This is a genomic window from Nostoc sp. UHCC 0870, assembly GCF_022063185.1.
GTDB lineage: Bacteria > Cyanobacteriota > Cyanobacteriia > Cyanobacteriales > Nostocaceae > Trichormus.
On record NZ_CP091913.1, the window covers coordinates 1,937,169 to 1,958,447 of the forward strand.

Consider the following 21,279-nt stretch of genomic DNA (forward strand, 5'->3'; position numbering starts at 1 on the left):
CTACGAACCCACCCTACGCCCTACCCCCTAATTTTTGCATAACCTCGCTAGCCCTGAGAACTATAGATGTAGAGAATGGGTGAGTGCATATCAGTGCATGATTTCCGTTCTCTGTTCCCAACTCTGGAAGGTTGACTAAAGTAAGATGAGCCAGAAAATTATAGTAACTGATTTTCACGAAATATGTATTAGTGGCACAGTTGCCATACTGCAATCTGAATATTCAACAGCCAAAATTGTCACAGCTACAACTGTTGTAGAAGCTTATGAACAAGTTTTAAATATACAACCTGATTTGATGATCACAGATATTTTTCTGCCAGAAAAGCAGGGAGCATCAGCGCAAATCACAATGGGTATACAGCTTTTACAGAATTTAATGCAAAAATATCCTCATTTAAATATTATGGTGCAGAGTGATTATATTAATAATTTGATTCAAATTAAACCACAAATTGATGCTCACATAGGAGGTTTTACAGTTGCCCACAAAAGTTGTTCTCAACAAGAGATGATCAACCGAGTTAAATGGACTTTACAGGGATTAACTCATGTCAAAGATATTCAGGGAATCCATAACGCATTAGAAGTTAAACCAGAGTGGTTGAAAATATTAAAATTAGCCTTTCGAGAAGGATTACAAGATAAGGCGATCGCTCAACATATCTGTGTGTCAGAACGCATGGTAAGGCATTATTGGGATGGCATACAAAATGCTTTAAATATTGACTGCGAAGAATTAAAAAAACAAGGTAAGAATCTCAGAATTATTACCCAAATTAAAGCTAGGGAAATAGGACTAATTAATTAAAAAAATTCACCAATTCATAGAAATCAATCAACTCTCAACGGGGAATATCAGCCATGCGTTATTCAAAAATCAGCACCACAGCATTTATCACCTTTATCTTGACTGTTTCCATACCTTTCCCAGCCAAATTACCTGCTTTCTTGCAAGTGTCGCAGGTATTGGCACAAACAGCAGATGCACGGAAAGCGGAAGCAGATAGACTATTGCAACAAGGTATTGAACAGTTTGAAACAAGTCAATTTACAGATGCGTTACAGTCTTGGCAACAAGCATTACAACTTTACAGGGAAATCAAAGACCGTCTGGGTGAGGGTCAATCACTAGGAAATCTCGGTGCTGCCTACTTATCTTTAGGAGACTACGCCAAAGCCATAGACTACCAACAACAAACATTAGCCATCGCCCGCCAAATCAAAGACCGTCAAGGTGAGGGTGCTGCACTAGGAAGTCTAGGTAATGCCTACTTATCTTTAGGAGACTACGCCAAAGCCATAGACTACCAACAACAAAGTTTAGCCATCGCCCGCCAAATCAAAGACCGTCAAGGTGAGGGTGCTGCACTAGGAAGTCTAGGTAATGCCTACTTATCTTTAGGAGACTACGCCAAAGCCATAGACTACCAACAACAAACATTAGCCATCGCCCGCCAAATCAAAGACCATCAAGGTGAGGGTCAATCACTAGGAAGTCTAGGTAATGCCTACTTCTCTTTAGGAGACTACGTCAAAGCTATAGACTACTATCAACAACGTTTAGCCATCGCCCGCCAAATCAAAGACCGTCAAGGTGAGGGTAATGCACTAGGAAATCTCGGTAGTGCCTACTTCTCTTTAGGAGACTACGCCAAAGCCATAGACTACTATCAACAAAGTTTAGCGATCGCCCGCCAAATCAAAGACCGTCGGGGTGAGGGTACTGTACTAGGAAATCTCGGTAATGCCTACAATGCGTTAGGAGACTACGCCAAAGCCATAGACTACTATCAACAACATTTAGCGATCGCCCGCCAAATCCAAGACCGTCAAGGTGAGGGTGCTGCACTAGGAAATCTCGGTAATGCCTACAATGCGTTAGGAGACTACGCCAAAGCCATAGACTACTATCAACAACATTTAGCGATCGCCCGCCAAATCAAAGACCGTCAAGGTGAGGGTAATGCACTAGGAAATCTTGGTAATGCCTACTTCTCTTTAGGAGACTACGCCAAAGCCATAGACTACCAACAACAAAGATTAGCCATCGCCCGCCAAATCCAAGACCGTCGGGGTGAGGGTACTGCGCTAGGAAATCTCGGTAATGCCTACTTCTCTTTAGGAGACTACGCCAAAGCCATAGACTACCAACAACAAAGTTTAGCCATCGCCCGCCAAATCAAAGACCGTCTGGGTGAGGGTCAATCACTAGGAAGTCTAGGTAATGCCTACTATGCGTTAGGAGACTACGCCAAAGCCATAGACTACCATCAACAATATTTAGCGATCGCCCGCCAAATCCAAGGCCGTCGGGGTGAGGGTACTGCACTAGGAAGTCTAGGTATTGCCTACTTATCTTTAGGAGACTACGCCAAAGCCATAGACTACCAACAACAATATTTAGCGATCGCCCGCCAAATCAAAGACCGTCGGGGTGAGGGTACTGGACTGAATAATTTAGGATTTACTTTCTATACACAAGGAAATCTCACTTTAGCGGAGAGTACCTTACTAGAAGGAATTAAAGTTTTAGAATCTCTACGCGGTCGAGAATTAAAAGATAGTGAGAAAGTTTCGATTTTTGAAACGCAACGTAACACCTACAACCATTTACAAAAAGTCTTAATTGCCCAGAATAAACCTGATGCCGCTTTAGAAATATCTGAACGGGGACGGGGACGCGCTTTTGTGGAGTTACTTGCTTCCCGGTTATCTGCTAACTCCCAAGAAAAATTACCCACCCCACCCACAATTACAGAGATTAAACAAATCGCCAAACAACAAAATGCCACTCTTGTTCAGTATTCAATTATTTATGATGACTTCAAAATTCAGGGTAAACAACAAGTCAAAGAATCAGAACTATATATTTGGGTAATTAAACCCACAGGTGAAGTCACCTTCCGCAAAGCCGATCTCAAACCCCTCTGGCAAAAAGAAAACACCAATCTTACAGAACTTGTTACCACCAGTCGTGAATCTATTGGCGCAAGAGGTATTCTTGTCAGCGAAAATCCTGATGCACCCAAAGTAAAACAAAAATTGCGCCGACTCCATGAACTGCTAATTGAACCCATCGCCGACTTACTCCCCAGCAATGAGAATGAGCGTGTAACCTTTGTTCCTCAAGACGAATTATTTCTTGTACCCTTCCCCGCACTCCGAGATGCAGAAAACAAATACTTGATTGAAAAACATACTATCCTGACTGCGCCATCAATTCAGGTGTTGGATTTAACTCGTCAGCAACAAGTCAACAGTAAGAAATCAGGGGAAGTGTTGCTGGTTGGTAATCCCAAGATGCCAAAAGTGGTATTAAAACCAGGTGAACCACCTGAACAATTATCTAATTTGATATGGGCAGAAAAAGAGGCAAAAGACATTGCTTCATTGTTTGGAACGCAAGCAATTACTGGCGATAAAGCCACTGAAACCGCAATTGTCCAGCAAATGACCAAAGCCCGAATTATTCATTTAGCCACCCACGGAATATTAGATAATTTTCGCGGTTTGGGAAGTGCGATCGCTTTAACACCCTCTGCTCAAGATGACGGTTTACTCACAGCTGAAGAAATATTTAACCTCAAACTCAATGCAGACTTAGTAGTTTTAAGTGCTTGTGACACCGGACGCGGACGAATTACTGGTGATGGTGTGATTGGCTTATCTCGTTCATTCATTACCGCCGGTGTCCCCAGCGTAATTGTCTCTTTGTGGGCAGTTGATGATAATTCCACATCTGTACTGATGACCAAATTCTATCAAAATATGGAACAAAATCTTGACAAAGCTACCGCATTACGAAACGCCATGCTCTCCACTATGAAAACCCATCCCTCGCCTAAGTATTGGGCAGCATTTACTTTAATTGGGGAAGTCGGGGAGTAGGGGTGTAGGGGTGTAGGGGAGGAAATCAGCTTTTTTGCTGCCCTCTCTTCGTAGGGGCTACGGTGTACACACAAGTTATCGAATCACTACTAGGCCTCGAATTACCCCACCCTAACCCTCCCCTTGGAAAGGGGAGGGAACTAGATTTTCCGGTTTCCCCCCTTTCCAAGGGGGGATTAAGGGGGGTAAAACCCGGATCTCAAAGTAACTCCGATTTGTGTGTACACCGTAGCCTACGAGGAAAGGGGCTGGGGGTGAGGTCAAGGGCTATCAAGTTAAATTTGCAACGCTGAAAAATAGTTTATTCAGAGGAAATACATCGATGAAACTTTTCACAACTTCTATTGTTTTAACTGGCTTTGTTTGGTCTAGTTTTGGTATATTTTCTCTGCCTAGAAATCGGACTGCGATCGCTCAACTTCAAAAACAGAGTGATTTATTTTACCTGTATAAAGGGCAACGTATACCTTTAAATCAACGCCAAGATGCGATCGCAGTATCTTTCAAAAATCTACCTACTACTCGCAGTCTAGGAGGGACAACTATACCTCTATATCAACAACTGCAACAAGATTTACAGCGTAATGTGCGATCAACTACACCACCAATAGTCAATCCCCTGGGTGATAACTATGCTGTGGTGACTGTAACGGGTGAATCAGGAAAGATGATACAGCAAAGCATTCAACAGCAACCCTATGTACAAAGCACTTTACCAGTTCTCAGTCGCAACAGTCAGGAAGATGTAATTATTTTACCTAATGAAATTATCCTCAGCTTTGATCCCAAGTTATCACAACAGCAACGGCAGACAATCCTAGAGCAAAATAATTTAGAGATTGTCAGAAAACTACGCTTTCAGCGCGATCGCTATCTCGTTAAATCTACGGTGGCTGATGGTACAAGAGTTCTCGGTGTGGCTAATCAACTTACTAATGTTAAAGGTGTCAGTTCAGTTACACCCAACTTTGTGCAATCTGTTAGCAATAGAAATCTAGAAATGACTGCTCAACAAATCCAGGGATTTGAGCAATGGGGACTAGATAAGAGTACACCAAAAACTGTAGCTCAAGCAAGCCAGAAGACTTTACCTGAAAGCAACTTATTGGCTTTTGGTTGGCATTTGAATAGTATCCCTCTCAAACAATGTTTGCAACAGGAAATATCTAGTTGGGCTGCATTACAAACTTGCTTACAGTCACCAACAGCCGCTACTAAATCTAGAATTACCCGCACCGATATCAGAGTTACAGAAGCATGGAAACATAGTAACGGTGGACGGGGTGTAGTAGTTGCAGTTTTAGATAGTTTAATTCAATGGGATCATCCTGATTTAGCAGATAGTTTATACAAAGTGCAAGCGGCTGATAAATGTCCCGATGAAGTCCACGGTTGGGATTTTTCTAGTGGTGGGAATCATGATGACCCTTGTAAAATTGGCGACTCTGATACTCGCGTTAATCCCACAGAACTCGCAATATTGGGTTCACAATTTCAAGACACCTTTCAACTATCAGATGCTAAATTAGTCCAGCAATATCCGCGAGAGTTCGCCTATTTGCGGCAAAGATATCCCCAAGCCTCACTAGAAGACATTGCTAACTACATTCGTTTTATCGTGAGAACTAACAAAATCGGCGGAGAATTTCATGGTACTTATGTTAGTGGAACGATCGCAGCCAAACCCAAAAACGGTCAAGGATTGCTAGGTGTTGCCCCTAACGCCAAAATTTTACCAGTGCGGGTATTTGGTTTAAATGGTAGTTTTATACCTTCCGCTTATATTGAAGCACTGGGTTACGCAGCCGATCGCGGTGCTGATATCATCAATCTTAGCCTGGGTAGTATATTACCCACAGAAGCAGAAGAAAGTGCGATCGCTGATTTACTCCAAGCCTATCCTAAATTAGTAATTGTAGCGGCGGCTGGCAATTCCAGCAACAACAGCGTAGCCTACCCCGCCGGCTATCCCGGAGTTTTAGCCGTAGGAGCAACCAACCTCATGGGACAGCGCGCGCCTTATAGTAATTACGGTCAAGGATTAGATTTAGTTGCACCAGGAGGCGACTTAGGGACACCAAACTTATTAGGAGGCATTCCCACTACAGGCGGTACTTGGTTGAACGCCTTTTGGCAAGGAATACCCGATCCTACATCACGGTGGTCTTATGTAGTTGATTCTAGAGGTAAATATTGGTGGGTACAAGGCACATCATTTGCTGCCCCTGCTGTGGCTGGAGTAGTGGCCTTAATGAAAGCAGAAGATCCTCAAAGACTATTGAAACGCGATCGTTTTATTAGTATCCTCAAATCCACAGCCAGTTATCAAGCGTTGACCATTACCGATGCAGAAGCCAAAACCTACAGTTCACAACCCGGAAAAATTCGTCAGCACCTCTTCGGTAGCGGACTTGTTAACGCTGATGCAGCCGTGCGCCTAGTGAAAAGAAGACGTTAAAGCAATTCGTAATTCGTAATTCGTAATTCGTAATTCGTAATAGCCTGCGGGAAGGGCGAAAGAAACAAGTAAAATCCTCTTTCCCCCTGCCCCCTGCCCCCTGCCCCCTGCCTTATTTCTTAGGAATCAATAGCATAACTCCTCTTCACTCCGCGTAACTTTGCGCTGACCTCAGCGAACCTCTGCGTTTAAAAAACTGCATAACCTCGAAGCTACTAGAGATATAGCAACTGACATATTAGTAGAGTGCGTCAGACTGCTAAAATGTTGTCAATAAATATACTTTTGATATCTGACACACCCTACAAGATTACTACTGTACAAAACTACTACAAAGCACCATTAAAAATCTGATTAGCAGTCAGTTGCAAATCTGGAAAAGTAGGAGATATAATCCGTTCAAAATTCCTAAATTGAGCGACTTGATATTCTTCATCTACTAAATTGTAGATAGAAATAGTTGGTTGCTTAGGATTACCGATAAATTTTCTTGCTCCCAAAGCCGCATAATCAACAATCCAATATTCAGGAATCTTCATTGCTTCATAACTCCCCAATTTGGTGTAATAATCATCTTCCCAATTTGTACTTACAACCTCAATTACCAAAGGGATGGATTCACTTTGAGTCACAGTAGATGCTTTTGACCATAATTCCTCATTCTCCAAATTAGCATCATTAATTAAAATCACATCAGGGGAATAACCCGATGATTTCCTCGGTGGTTTAACTAACGCTGTTTTCGGGATAAAGTATGGTAGTTGCAGGCGTTTATATTCAACAGTAATTTCCCCTGCTAAAAATCCTGTAACTTTTTCATGTTTTCCACTCGGCTGAGGCATTTCTACAATTAATCCGTCGTGTAATTCGTAACGCTTCCCCGTGTTTGACGGCAACCAGTCAATAAATTCTTCAAAGGTAAACAGTTTAGGTAAAGCTTGCGCCATATCAAAATCTCCACTTGTTACGACTTTACCATTTCCAGCATTGGGACTTTTTTAACCGGATGCGATTGATCGGTTCTCTAGCATTGATATTAACATTTTCATGATTTTCCATATTGAAAACATCTCATCAGCAGCCCAAAACCCTAAAAAATAGTAAAACTGCATAACCTCAAAACCACTAGAGATATATTAACTCGTAAGTAGAAACCAGTAGATTATCTAAACTTATGACTAAACGAGTAGAAATACTAGCAAAGGTGAGCCGCCACAGTTTAATATTCCTGCTGAGTGCGGTGTTGCTATCAGAGTCAGTGGGAGCAACCCAGAGAAATCAAAAGTTGCAGATAGCACAGCAACCAGGAAACGAACAACAAAATGCAACTCGCGCTGCTGCGGACAAACTTACACAAGAAGGGTTGAAACTTTTTCAACAAGGTACAGCAGAATCACTGCAACAGGCAAGAGAGAAATGGTTGGAAGCCTTAAAACTTTGGCAACAAGTTGATGATAAAACTTGGCAAGCCACCACCGTTGTTCTTATTGGACGTGTCTACGCCGATTTAGGAGAAAAGCAAGAGGCACTCAAATACTTCAACCAAGCCCTACCCCTACTCCGGGCAGTGGAGGACAGGAGAGGGGAAGCCACCACCCTCAACAATATTGGTGCTGTCTACTCTTCATTAGGAGAAAAGCAAGAGGCACTCAAATACCTAAAGCAAGCCCTACCCCTATTCCGGGCAGTGGAGGACAGGAGAGGGGAAGCAGCCACCCTTACTGGTATTGGTGCTGTCTACTCCTCATTAGGAGAAAAGCAAGAAGCACTAAAATACTACAACCAAGCTTTACCCCTAAGAAGGGCAGTGGGGGACAGGGGAGGGCAAGCCACCACCCTCAACAATATTGGCTTAGTCTACGACTCATTAGGAGAAAAGCAAGAAGCCCTCAAATACTACGACCAAGCCCTAGCCCTATTCCGGGCAGTGGGGGACAGGGGAGGGCAAGCCACCACCCTCAACAATATTGGCTTAGTCTACAACTCATTAGGAAAAAAGCAAGAGGCACTCAAATACTACAACCAAGCTCTACCCCTAATCCGGGTAGTGGGGGACAGGGGAACGGAAGCAGCCACCCTCAATAATATTGGCTTAGTCTACGACTCATTAGGAGAAAAGCAAGAAGCACTAAAATACTACAACCAAGCTCTACCCCTAATCCGGGTAGTGGGGGACAGGGGAGGGCAAGCCACCACCCTCAACAATATTGGCAAAGTCTACGCTGATTTAGGAGAAAAGCAAGAGGCACTCAACTACTACAACCAAGCCCTACCCCTACTCCGGGCAGTGGGGGACAGGGGAGGGCAAGCCACCACCCTCAACAATATTGGTACAGTCTACGACTCATTAGGAGAAAAGCAAGAGGCACTCAAATACTACAACCAAGCCCTACCCCTACTCCGGGCAGTGGGGGACAGGGGAGGGGAAGCCGGCATCCTCAGCAATATTGGCTTAGTCTACGCCGATTTAGGAGAAAAGCAAGAGGCACTCAAATACCTAAAGCAAGCCCTACCCCTATTCCGGGCAGTAGGGGACAGAGGAGGGGAAGCCAACACCCTCAACAATATTGGCTTAGTCTACGCCGATTTAGGAGAAAAGCAAGAGGCACTCAAATACTACAACCAAGCCCTACCCCTATACCGGGGAGTGGGGGACAGGGGAGGGGAAGCTACCACCCTCAGCAATCTTGGCTCTGTCTACAACTCATTAGGAGAAAAGCAAGAGGCACTCAAATACTACAACCAAGCCCTACCCCTAATCCGGGCAGTGGGGGACAGGGGAGGGGAAGCCACAATCCTTTCTAATCTAGCTAAATTAGAACGTGACAGAGGCAACCTGGAACAAGCCCGCACACACATTCAAGCAGCTATCAATATAATTGAAGATTTACGCACCAAAATCGATGACCAAAAACTGCGTACTTCCTACTTTGCCTCAGTGCAGAACTACTATAAATTCTACACCGACCTGCTGATGCAACTGCACAAAAAAGACCCATCTAAGGGCTACGACGCATTAGCACTGCACATCAGTGAACGTTCCCGCGCCCGTAGTTTAGTCGAACTGTTAACCGAAGCCCGTGCAGGTATTCGTAAAGACATTGACCCCAAACTATTAGCAGAAGAACAGCGTTTACTGCAACTCATCAATGCCAGAGAAAAACAACGATTTGAAATCCTCAATAGTCCCAAAATTCAAGAATTGCCTTATAAAAACCTCGCAGACAAACTACAAACACAAATCACAGACCTCCGCCAACAATACCAACAACTACAAACCAAAATCCGCACCACTAGCCCCAAATATGCCGATTTGATATATCCCCAGCCTTTAACCCTGCCCCAAATTCAGCAACAATTAGATAAAGACACCCTATTACTGCAATATTCCCTCGGTGAAGAACGCAGCTATTTATGGGCGGTGACTCCCGACTCTATCAACACCTACGAACTCCCCAAACGAGCAGACATAGAAGCCGCCGCCGAAAACTTCTATAAGTTGTTGCAAAATCGAGGTAATTTACTCAGTTCTACCAGAGGCATTCAACCAGTACCTACTGATATCAGCAAATCTCAACATATCAACTCTGCCACCAAACTCAGTCAACTAATTTTATCCCCAGTCGCCAATCAGTTGGGTAAAAAACGCTTAGTAATTGTAGCTGACGGGAATTTGCAAATGATTCCCTTTGCGGCATTACCTGATTTAACCCAAGTTGGGAATCAAACAGAGGAAAATTACCAACCGTTACTAGTCAACCATGAAATTGTCCATTTACCTTCCATGACCGCTATTGCTACCCAAAGAACAGCCCTCAAAGGACGCAATAGCGCACCCAAAACTTTAGCCGTCCTCGCTGACCCTGTGTTTGCAGCTACTGACCAAAGAGTCACAGGCCAGCCTGAGAAGATTGTTCCTGACCTAGATTTGAGTTTAGAGAAATTAGCCCTGCAACGAGCCGCCAAAAATCTCAATCGTGATAATTGGGGGCGCATCCCAGGTACACGCCAGGAAGCGGAAACTATTTTAAAAATGGTTGCTCCCCAACAGCGCGTACAAGCTTTTGATTTTGATGCTAATTTCGATTGGGTCACTAACCCACAACTATCTCAATATCGATTCATCCATTTGGCTACCCACGGTTTCGCTGACTCCAAGAACCCAGAATTATCAGGTATTGTTCTTTCTTTGGTGGATAAAACAGGTCAACCAATCAACAGACAATATCTGCGATTGCGGGATATTTTTAACCTGAATTTTCCGGCGGATTTGGTGGTGTTGAGTGCTTGTGAAACTGGTTTAGGTCAGAATGTCAACGGTGAAGGGTTGGTGGGGTTGACAAGGGGGTTTATGTATGCAGGGGCGGAACGTCTGGCTGTGTCGCTGTGGAAGGTGGATGATACAGGTACATCACAACTGATGCAGGAATTTTACCAGCAAATGTTGCAGCAGGATAAATCGCCGAATATTGCTTTGCGTGATGCTCAGTTGAAGATGTGGCAGCAAGATAAGTGGCGCAATCCTTATTTTTGGTCGGCTTTTATCTTTCAGGGTGAATGGCGATAATTCGTAATTCGTAATAGCCTGCGGCAAGGCTTGCGCCTACGTAATTCGTAATTATGTTGAAAAATATCCCATCGCTTGCGTGAAAATATCACATGAGTCAATGGGATAACTCCTCTTAACTCCGCGTAACTTTGCGCTTACCTCAGCGAACTTCTGCGTTTAAAAAAACTGCATAACCTCAAAACCACTAGAGATATAGTAACTCGTAAGTAGAAACCAGTAGATTATCTAAACTTATGACTAAACAAGTAGAAACACTAGCAAAGTTGAGCCGCCACGGTTTAATATTCCTGCTGAGTGCGGTGTTGCTATCAGAGTCAGTAGCAGCAACCCAGAAAAATCAAAGGTTGCAGATAGCACAGCAACCAGAAAACACACAACACAATGCAACTCGTGCTGCTGTGACCAAGCTCTGGCGAGAGGGGATGGAACGGGAGCGACAAGGGACAGCAGAATCACTTAGACAGGCAAGAGATAAATACCAACAAGCTTTAAAACTTTTACAGCAAATTGATGAGAAAAGAGGACAAGCCCTTACCCTTATTGTTATTGGCAATGTCTACTTCGATTTAGAAGAAAAACAACAAGCACTCAAATACTACAACCAAGCTTTAACCATATTCGTTACTTTGAAAGACGAGAAAGGGCAAGCAGGTGCATTCCTTATTATTGGCAGTGTCTACTCCGATTTAGGAGAAAAACAACAAGCACTCAAATACTACAACCAAGCTTTAACCATATTCCGCAAAGAAAAGGACAAGGGAAAGCAAGCCATCACCCTTAATAACATTGGCACTGTCTACGCCGATTTAGGAGAAAAGCAACAAGCACTCAAATACCATAACCAAGCACTAGCCCTACAAGATCCTGAAAAGGACAAGGGAGGGGTAGCCACTACCCTCAATAATATTGGCACTGTCTACTTCGATTTAGGAGAAAAACAACAAGCCTTAAAATACTACAACCAAGCCCTAGCCCTAGCCCGTGCTGTGATGAACAGGAAAGCGGAAGCCACTACCCTTAATAATATTGGCACTGTCTACTCGTCATTAGGAGAAAAACAACAAGCACTCAAATACCATAACCAAGCCCAAGATATATACCTTACCGTAGAAGACAAAGGAGGGCTAGCCAATACCCTTAATAATATTGGTGCTGTCTACAACTCATTAGGAGAAAAGCAACAAGCACTCAAATACCATAACCAAGCCCTAACCCTATACCGTGCCGTAGAGGACAGAGGCGGGGAAGCCACCACCCTCACTGGTATTGGTAATGTTTACGAATCATTAGGAGAAAAACAACAAGCCTTAAAATACTACAACCAAGCCCTATCCCTACACCGTGCCGTAGAGGACAAAGGAGGGGAAGCTACCACTCTCAACAATCTTGGCACTGTTCATGACTCATTAGGAGAAAAGCAAGAGGCACTTAAATACTACAAGCAAGCCATAGCCCTACGTCGTGCAGTGGAAGACAAGGGTGGACAAGCCCAAACTCTCAATAATCTTGGCTTTTTCTACGACTCATTAGGAGAAAAGCAACAAGCACTCAAATACCTAAACCAAGCCCTAACCCTATACCGTGACTTGGAAGACAAGGGTGGACAAGCCACGACTCTCAATAATCTTGGCAAAGTCTACGATGATTTAGATGAAAAGCAACAAGCCCTCTCATACTACAACCAAGCTTTACCCCTAAGTCGTGCCGTGGGGGATAGGGGTACAGAAGCCATCACCCTCAATAATATTGGCTTAGTCTACTCTTCGTTAGGCGAAAAACAACAAGCCCTAAAATACCTAAAACAAGCCCTAGCCCTCAAACGTGGTGTGGGGGACAGAGCCGGAGAAGCCACCACCCTGAATAATTTTGGTAATGTTTACGAATCATTAGGAGAAAAACAAAAAGCCTTCTCATACTACAACCAAGCTCTACCCCTATACCGTGCAGTAGGAGATAGAAGCGGGGAAGCCAATACCCTTTACAACATGGCTTACCTAGAACTCAAGCAAGATAACTTGCAACCAGCCCGCACACATATTCAAGCAGCCATCGACATCATTGAAGATTTACGCACCAAAATCGATGACCAACAACTGCGTACTTCTTACTTTGCCTCAGTTCAGACTTACTATAGACTGTACATCCATCTGCTGATGCAACTGCATAAAAAAGACCCCTCCCAAGGCTACAACGCATTAGCACTGCACATCAGTGAACGTTCCCGCGCCCGTAGTTTAGTCGAACTGTTAACCGAAGCCCGTGCAGGTATTCGTAAAGACATTGACCCCAAACTATTAGCAGAAGAACAGCGTTTACTACAACTCATCAATGCCAGCGAAAAACAACGATTTGAAATCCTCAATAGTCCCAAAATTCAACAATTGCCTGATAAAAACCTCGCAGACAAACTACAAACACAAATCACAGACCTCCGCCAACAATACCAACAACTACAAACCCAAATTCGCACCACTAGCCCCAAATATGCCGATTTGGTATATCCTCAACCTTTAACCTTGCCCCAAATTCAGCAACAACTAGATAAAGACACCCTATTACTGCAATATTCCCTCGGTGAAGAACGCAGCTATTTATGGGCGGTGACTCCCGACTCTATCAACACCTACGAACTCCCCAAACGAGCAGACATAGAAGCCGCCGCCGAAAACTTCTATAAGTTGTTGCAAAACCGAGGTAATTTACTCAGTTCTACCAGAGGCATTCAACCAGTACCTACTGATATCAGCAAATCTCAACATATCAACTCTGCCACCAAACTCAGTCAACTGATTTTATCCCCAGTCGCCAATCAGTTGGGTAAAAAACGCTTAGTGATTGTGGCTGACGGTACTTTGCAAATGATTCCCTTTGCGGCATTACCTGACTTAACCCAAGTGGGGAATCAAACAGAGGCAAATTACCAACCGCTACTAGTCAACCACGAAATTGTCCATTTACCTTCCATGACCGCTATTGCTACCCAAAGAACAGCCCTCAAAGGTCGCAAAACTGCACCCAAAACTCTAGCCGTCCTCGCTGACCCTGTGTTTGCCGCTACTGACCAAAGAGTCACAGGCCAGCCTGAGAAGATTGTTCCTGACCTAGATTTGAGTGTAGAGGAATTAGCCCTGCAACGAGCCGCCAAAAATCTCAATCGTAATAGTTGGGGTCGCATCCCAGGTACACGCCAGGAAGCGGAAACTATTTTGAAAATGGTTGCTCCCCAACAGCGCGTACAAGCTTTTGATTTTGATGCTAATTTCGATTGGGTCACTAACCCACAACTATCTCAATATCGATTCATCCATTTGGCTACCCACGGTTTCGCTGACTCCCAGAACCCAGAATTATCAGGTATTGTTCTTTCTTTGGTGGATAAAGCAGGTCAACCAATCAACAGACAATATCTGCGATTGCGGGATATTTTTAACCTGAATTTCCCGGCGGATTTGGTGGTGTTGAGTGCTTGTGAGACTGGTTTAGGTCAGAATGTCAACGGTGAAGGGTTGGTGGGGTTGACAAGGGGGTTTATGTATGCAGGTGCGGAACGTCTGGCTGTGTCGCTGTGGAAGGTGGATGATACAGGTACATCACAACTGATGCAGAAATTTTACCAGCAAATGTTGCAGCAGGATAAATCGCCGAATATTGCTTTGCGTGATGCTCAGTTGAAGATGTGGCAGCAAGATAAGTGGCGTAATCCCTATTTTTGGTCGGCTTTCATCTTTCAAGGTGAATGGCGATAATTCGTAATTCGTAATTCGTAATGGGCTGCGCTCCGCTAAGCTAACGTAATTCGTAATAGCGTGGGGCAAGGCTTAACCTACTGATAAAGATGGTGCGTTACGGCTAATTCTCACTCTCTTATTTTCCGAAATCCTTTCATAGCCGTAACACACCCTACTTAGGATTTACTTTACGCCGTGTGCAACTTTCTCTCAAACCTAACCCCCAACCCCTTCCCTACAAGGGAAGGGGAGCAAGATTTAAAGCCTCTGAATCTTAAAATTGCATATCCTCACAATTGCCCAGAAATATAAATAATCAGAAAATACTGAAGAATCACTATGACATCCATCAAACGCCGTCAATTTTTGCAATTTGCTGGTTCTGCGTTGGCAACACTGGGTATCAATCAGGGTCATATTATGCGGCAGGGCGATCGCTCTCGTCAAGTCCTCGCCCAAACTACACGCCGCAAATTAGCTCTATTGGTGGGTATTAATGATTACAGTAATAGTATTTCGCCTTTATTCGGCTGTGTCAATGATGTGCTGATGCAGCAAGAGTTATTGACTTATCGCTTTGGTTTTAACCGCCAAGATATACTGATGTTGACAGATAAACAAGCTACACGTCAAAATATCCTCACGGCGTTTGAAGAACATTTAATTAAACAAGCACAACCAGGTGATGTGGTAGTGTTTCACTTCTCTGGTCATGGTTCACGAGTACAAGATCCTGACCGCGATCGCCCAGATGGACTTAATAGTACATTTATTCCTGTAGATGGCGACTTACCACTAGGATACCCTCACCAGGGCGGGACTGTGCAACACATTATGGGTCACACGCTGTTTTTACTCATGTCTGCATTAAAAACGGAAAATGTCACCGTTGTTTTAGATAGCTGTCATTCTGGTGGTGGTACGCGGGGAATATTCCGGGTGCGCTCTGTTGACGGTAGTAAACTTCTCCAGCCTAGTCAAATAGAACTGGATTATCAGCGTCAGTGGTTGGAAAGATTGGGGATGTCATCTCAAGATTTTATCCAAAAACGCCGACAAAACATAGCTAAGGGAGTAGTCATTGCCAGTGCTAGACGTGAACAATTAGCAGTTGATTTTCCTTTTAATGATTTTAGTGCAGGTGCATTTAGCTATGTATTTACTCAGTATCTTTGGCAACGTACTCAGAATGAATCTGCCAGTAAAGCAATTTTCAATGTGCGTCAAAGTACGAACAATTTAGCTAGGGAAAAAGGGATTCTGCAAGACCCACAATTTGAATCTCATCTGACTCCAGAAAATACTAACGCACCGATATACTTCACACCACAGCAAGCACTTCCGGCTGAGGCGGTGATTACTCAAGTCAAGGGTAATGAAGTAGAATTATGGCTAGGTGGGCTAAACCCAAGCAGTTTAGAAGCTTTTACTAACGATCCCTATTTTGTGGCTTTAGATCCTACGGGTAGTCAAAGAGGATTAGTTAGGTTAAAGTCTCGTCAAGGATTAGTTGGTAAAGGTATTCTGCAAACAAATACCCGACAGGGAGAAACAATACAACAAGGAACTTTATTACAAGAACGTATCCGTAGTATTCCTGTTAATCTCACTTTAAAAATTGGTATTGATCAATCTCTGGATAGTAACACTGCTCAACAAGCAAGAGAATCTCTACAAAGATTACAGCGTATTGAACCCAAATCTGTAGGACAGGAAGATTTACAGTATATCTTGGGGCGAATGACTGAAGCTAGGTATAAAGAGTTACCAAGCAAGAAAGTTTCTCCTTTGCCAGAAGTAGGCAGTTTTGGTTTATTTTTGCCCAGTCTAGAGCAAATTGTTGTAAATAGTTTTGGTAAAGCCGATGAAAGTGTCAGTGCGGCTGTGCAACGTTTGCAACCCAAGTTAAAATCCTTGTTAGCCGCCAGAATTGTCAAACAAGTTTTAGGTAACACCAATTCATCCAGAATTAATGTTACTGCCTCTATGAATTTGGCTGATAATCAAAAATTAATTGGTGAGACTTTTACCCCTCGTGGTAGTAAAAACAACATTAACCAACAGACAAAAACACCAGTTTCTTTTGATGCTGGTATACCACAATTACCTGTAGGTTCTGAGGTGGCTTTTGAGGTGGAAAATAAGGAATCTCGTCCACTGTACGTCACCGTTTTAGTTATAGATGCAAGCGGTAATATGAGCGTAATTTTCCCCTTTGATTGGTCGGCTACGGATAAAGCTATGTTAATACAGCCGTCACAAAAGCGGGTAATTCCTCAAGTTGAGGATGGATTTAAACTCACTATTGTTGAACCTATTGGTATTTCCGAAGCACTAATTATTGCTAGTACAACCCCTCTGAGCAGTTCATTGCAAGCATTACAAAAAATTGCCGACTCTAGAGGACTGAGAAATCAACGTAGTCCCATCCCTGTTTCTGATGATATTTTGGGTTTCACTAATAATTTACTAGATGACCTGAATACAGGTACTCGTGGCGATCGCAATTCTTCATCTCTACCACTACCAGCCGGAGTACGCGGTATTGACACTGAAAAACTAGCAGCAATGGCGATCGCTTTTCAAGTCATCCGTTGAAACCCCTACTTCTTCCACCTGTCACCTGTCCCCTGTCCCCTGTCCCCTGTCCCCTATAACCTGATAATATACTACTGTTAATTTATCGATTAAGTGTAATATCCAGTGGTGTCATTAAAATCAAGCTTCATTGACTCAGCTAGTCAAAATACCAAGCTGTTATTCACACGAAAGTCACATTTGCCAGAGTATCAAAATAGCCTTTGGCAGATTGACACAGGTTTCGTCAGAACTGTTACTTATCTGGAGAATGGTACAACTGTAGCATTGGGATTGTGGGGTTCTGGCGATATTGTTGGTAGAACCTTGTCAAAATTAGAACCTTATCAGATGGAGTGTTTGACAAAGGTTGAAGCCAGAATCATACCCCTAGAAGAATCGACTTATTCTACAGAAACTCTACTGGCTCACATTCAACAGGCTGAAGAGTTAATGGTCATTCGGAGCTATAAAAAAGTAGAAACCATGCTGCTGAAGCTTTTGGCTTGGTTATCTCAAAGGTTTGGCTTAGAAGTAGAGAAGGGACGTTTAATCGATATGCGTCTGACTCACGAAGATTTGGCGGATATGATAGGTTCGACACGGGTGACTGTAACACGCATCTTGGGACAATTTGAGCAGGAAGGTTTGATTGACAGGCGATCGCTCAATAGGATAATTCTGAGAGAAGAAGATATTTGGTACTACGAGATTTAAAAGCAGAAGAGTCAGATTAATGATAGGGGACAGGGGACAGGGGACAGGGGACAGGTGACAGGTGACAGGTGACAGAGGAGGGAGAGGGAGAAAAATCTAATTCTCACTGAACTAATGACGAATGACTACTAGTTGACTGTTTTTTGGTCGAGAATAGTGATTTAATTAAACTCTTGTAAATGTTTATATAAACAGATGTTGTCCCCAAAATATAGACAAATGCTGTTAACTTTTACAAATTTTAAATTACTACATAACTATTCACGCATGAAAAGAAATTTAGCTCACAAAGTAGTATTATTATCTACCTGCGCTCTATTAATCACAGCCTGTGGAACTAATTCAGCCAGTAATTCCCCAAATAATACTTCTGACAGCACAAATACATCTAATACAGTTCCCATCGGTATTGCTGTTGCTCAAACTAGCAATGTAGCGTTGCTAGGTCAAGAACAAGTCGCTGGAGCGAAAATTGCAGAAAAGTATTTTAATGAAAAAGGTGGCATCAACGGTACACCCATTAAATTAGTATTTCAAGATACTGCTGGTGATGAAGCTGGTGCAATTAATGCTTTTCAAACTTTAATTAATAAAGATAAAGTTGTTGGTATTGTCGGCCCTACTTTGTCTCAGCAAGCCTTTAGTGCTAACCCTGTAGCCGAACGTGCGAAAGTGCCAGTAGTAGGGCCATCAAATACAGCTAATGGAATACCAGAAATTGGTGATTATGTGGCGCGTGTCTCTGTACCAGTTTCTATTGTTGCTCCTAATGCTGTGAAAGCTGCACTCAAACAAAATCCTAACATTAAAAAAGTAGCAGTTTTCTTTGCACAAAATGACGCTTTTAGCAAATCAGAAACAGAAATTTTTCAAAAAACTGTTAAAGACCAAGGCTTAGAATTAGTCACAGTGCAGAAGTTTCAAACAACTGATACTGACTTTCAAAGCCAAGCGACAAATGCCATTAATTTAAAACCAGATTTAGCGATTATTTCGGGTTTAGCCGCAGATGGTGGTAACTTAGTTAGACAGCTTAGAGAACTGGGTTACAAAGGCTTAATTATCGGCGGTAATGGAATGAATACATCAAATGTATTCTCAGTTTGTAAAGCTTTTTGTGATGGTGTATTAATAGCTCAAGCCTATAGTCCAGAACATCCTGGCGAAATTAATGCCACTTTTCGCCAGGCTTACGTAGACCAATTTAAGAAAGAACCTCCCCAATTTAGCGCACAAGCTTTTGCTGCTGTACAGGTGTATGTAGATGCGCTCAAAGCATTAGATAATAAAAGCAAAGTTAATAAATTACAGTTGCCACAATTGCGAACAGAATTGAATAAGCAAATACTGGCTGGTAAATACAATACACCATTAGGAGAAATTAGTTTTACACCTATAGGTGAAGTTGTGCAGAAAGATTTTTATGTAGCACAAATTAAAATGGAAAAAGATGGTACTCAGGGTAAATTTGCGTTTTTGAAATAGGGATTGGGGACTGGGGATTGGGGACTGGGGACTGGGAAACCAGGGGTAGAAAAAGTAATGTTTTTTTGTCCCTAATTACGAATTACGAATTAAGTAGAACGACTTGAAAAAACCAAACTATGTTAAATAATGTAAAAAGACTAGGATTGAGTTCGTAGTAAGGACTTTAGTCCTTGTTTGAGAACTAAAGTTCTCACTACAAACCTTTCATTATTTACCCTGTTCTACTTACGAACTACGAATTAAACTACATGGATTTTAGTTTGTTTCTTCAACAGTTATTAAACGGTTTATCTATTGGCAGTGTTTATGCAATTTTTGCTTTGGGTTATACATTGGTTTATTCCATTTTGGGAATTATCAACTTAGCTCATGGGGCAATTTTTACTCTGGGTGCATATTTTACCTATGCGCTAATGGGGGGTACTTTTGGATTTAATGGCTTGTTGGCTAATGCGACGCTACCGATAAATTTACCATTTGCGATCGCTTTAATTATTGGCAGTAGTTTGGCTGGGTTGGTTGGGGTCGCTATGGAACGTATTGCTTTTCAACCTTTGCGGCGTAAAGGCTCTGACCCTTTGCTCACAGTAGTCTCTAGCTTGGGGGTAGCAGTCGTAATTGTAAATTTAATTCAATATTTAGTCGGTGCAGAAAGTTATACATTTCCCGCTAATACTTTTGGGAATTTACCACCAGCGATTAATTTTGGTAGTGTAGTCAAACCGATTCCTATTCGTAGTGTGCAGTTGATTATTTTTGTGGTATCGGTGGTAATTGTGGCTATCCTCACCTACTTTATTAATCGTACTAAATACGGTAAAGCGATGCAGGCGATTGCAGAAGATGCAACTACTGCTAGTTTATTGGGTATTGATAGCGATCGCTTTATTGTCTTAACATTCTTTATCAGCAGCTTTCTCGCTGGTTTAGCCGGAACTTTGGTAGCCTCTAGCGTGAGTATAGCAGGCCCTTATTTTGGTATCGCCTTCGGGTTGCGGGGTTTGGCGGTGATTGTTTTGGGTGGTTTAGGAAGTATTCCCGGTGCTGTGCTAGGAGGTTTACTCATTGGCGTAGTTGAAGCACTTGTTCCATCTGAATTGTCTGGCTATAAAGACGCTGTAGCTTTTGGCATTTTATTTGTCATGCTATTAGTAAGACCACAAGGTTTGCTAGGTCGTCGGTTTATCCAAAAAGTGTAAAGAGTGTTGACTGTTGAGGTATAAAACTATGACAACATTTACAAAACCAAAATTAACCTTTGATCAGTTTCTTGATCAATGTCCAGAGGAAGGCTTTTATGAACTTGTTGATGGGGAAATAGTAGAAGTGCGTTCAACCAGAAATCATGATGATGTCGCTGACTTTGCGGCTGACTCTTTCAAAGATGAAATTAAACGTCTTAATCTAAATTATGTAGTCAAAAACACAGCAGTTTTTAGAACTATAACGGCGAAAGGAATAGAACAAGGTCGTAAGCCTGATGTGAGTGTCATAGATAGAGATGTATGGCGATCAAACCGTTCTGCTTATGCTGCACTTGAGCAACCTATTCAGTTAGCTGTAGAGGTGACATCAACTAATTGGGAAGATGACTATATTGATAAATTGGATGAATATCAAAGATTAGGGATTCAAGAATATTGGATTGTTGATTATTTAGCAATTGGTGACAGAAAATATTTAGGGCAACCTAAAGAGCCAACAGTATTTGTATTTCTATTAAATGCTGATGGAAAATATGAGCTTACCGCTTTTAAAGGTTCTGATTTGATCATTTCACGAACTTTTCCAGAACTGAAGCTGACAGCAGCACAAATATTAACAGCTTAAATTTTATACAAGCAAATTAA

At 42.6% G+C, this 21,279-nt stretch carries 11 protein-coding genes; 10 read left to right on the top strand and 1 reads right to left on the bottom strand.

Features of this window, described 5'->3' with window-relative positions:
- The first annotated feature begins 145 nt into the window (after positions 1-145).
- From L6494_RS08450 to L6494_RS08460, 3 genes are all read left to right on the top strand, one after another.
- On the top strand, positions 146-811 hold the full coding sequence (locus tag L6494_RS08450; protein ID WP_237993747.1) for a DNA-binding response regulator: 666 nt from the start codon (positions 146-148) through the stop codon (positions 809-811).
- A 53-nt stretch (positions 812-864) separates the two neighbouring features.
- On the top strand, positions 865-3,891 hold the full coding sequence (locus tag L6494_RS08455; protein ID WP_237993749.1) for a CHAT domain-containing protein: 3,027 nt from the start codon (positions 865-867) through the stop codon (positions 3,889-3,891).
- A 322-nt stretch (positions 3,892-4,213) separates the two neighbouring features.
- On the top strand, positions 4,214-6,349 hold the full coding sequence (locus L6494_RS08460; protein ID WP_237993751.1) for a S8 family serine peptidase: 2,136 nt from the start codon (positions 4,214-4,216) through the stop codon (positions 6,347-6,349).
- 329 nt (positions 6,350-6,678) lie between these two features.
- On the opposite strand, the gene L6494_RS08465 is transcribed toward L6494_RS08460, so the two are convergent.
- A complete protein-coding gene (locus L6494_RS08465) occupies positions 6,679-7,296 on the bottom strand; it encodes a Uma2 family endonuclease (protein ID WP_237993753.1) in 618 nt (205 codons plus the stop codon).
- Positions 7,297-7,523: 227 nt separating this feature from the next.
- Here L6494_RS08465 and L6494_RS08470 point away from each other — a divergent pair, with 227 nt between their 5' ends.
- The 7 genes from L6494_RS08470 to L6494_RS08500 all read left to right on the top strand — a co-directional run bounded on the left by L6494_RS08470 (position 7,524) and on the right by L6494_RS08500 (position 21,259).
- On the top strand, positions 7,524-10,916 hold the full coding sequence (locus L6494_RS08470; RefSeq protein ID WP_237993755.1) for a CHAT domain-containing tetratricopeptide repeat protein: 3,393 nt from the start codon (positions 7,524-7,526) through the stop codon (positions 10,914-10,916).
- Positions 10,917-11,152: 236 nt separating this feature from the next.
- Entirely contained in the window at positions 11,153-14,665 is a 3,513-nt protein-coding gene (locus L6494_RS08475) for a CHAT domain-containing tetratricopeptide repeat protein (RefSeq protein WP_237993757.1), read from the top strand.
- Between the two features lie 321 nt (positions 14,666-14,986).
- On the top strand, positions 14,987-17,245 hold the full coding sequence (locus L6494_RS08480) for a caspase family protein (RefSeq protein ID WP_237993759.1): 2,259 nt from the start codon (positions 14,987-14,989) through the stop codon (positions 17,243-17,245).
- Between the two features lie 105 nt (positions 17,246-17,350).
- The gene (locus tag L6494_RS08485) at positions 17,351-17,941 is read left to right on the top strand and encodes a Crp/Fnr family transcriptional regulator (protein ID WP_237993761.1); all 591 of its coding nucleotides are present in this window, start codon (positions 17,351-17,353) and stop codon (positions 17,939-17,941) included.
- 267 nt (positions 17,942-18,208) lie between these two features.
- A complete protein-coding gene (locus L6494_RS08490; RefSeq protein ID WP_237993763.1) occupies positions 18,209-19,426 on the top strand; it encodes an ABC transporter substrate-binding protein in 1,218 nt (405 codons plus the stop codon).
- A gap of 251 nt (positions 19,427-19,677) precedes the next feature.
- Positions 19,678-20,628: a branched-chain amino acid ABC transporter permease gene (locus L6494_RS08495; protein WP_237993765.1), complete on the top strand. Its 951-nt coding sequence runs from the start codon at positions 19,678-19,680 to the stop codon at positions 20,626-20,628.
- A 28-nt stretch (positions 20,629-20,656) separates the two neighbouring features.
- Positions 20,657-21,259, top strand: coding sequence for a Uma2 family endonuclease (locus L6494_RS08500; RefSeq protein ID WP_237993767.1), 603 nt, complete (start codon positions 20,657-20,659; stop codon positions 21,257-21,259).
- Positions 21,260-21,279 lie beyond the last annotated feature (20 nt).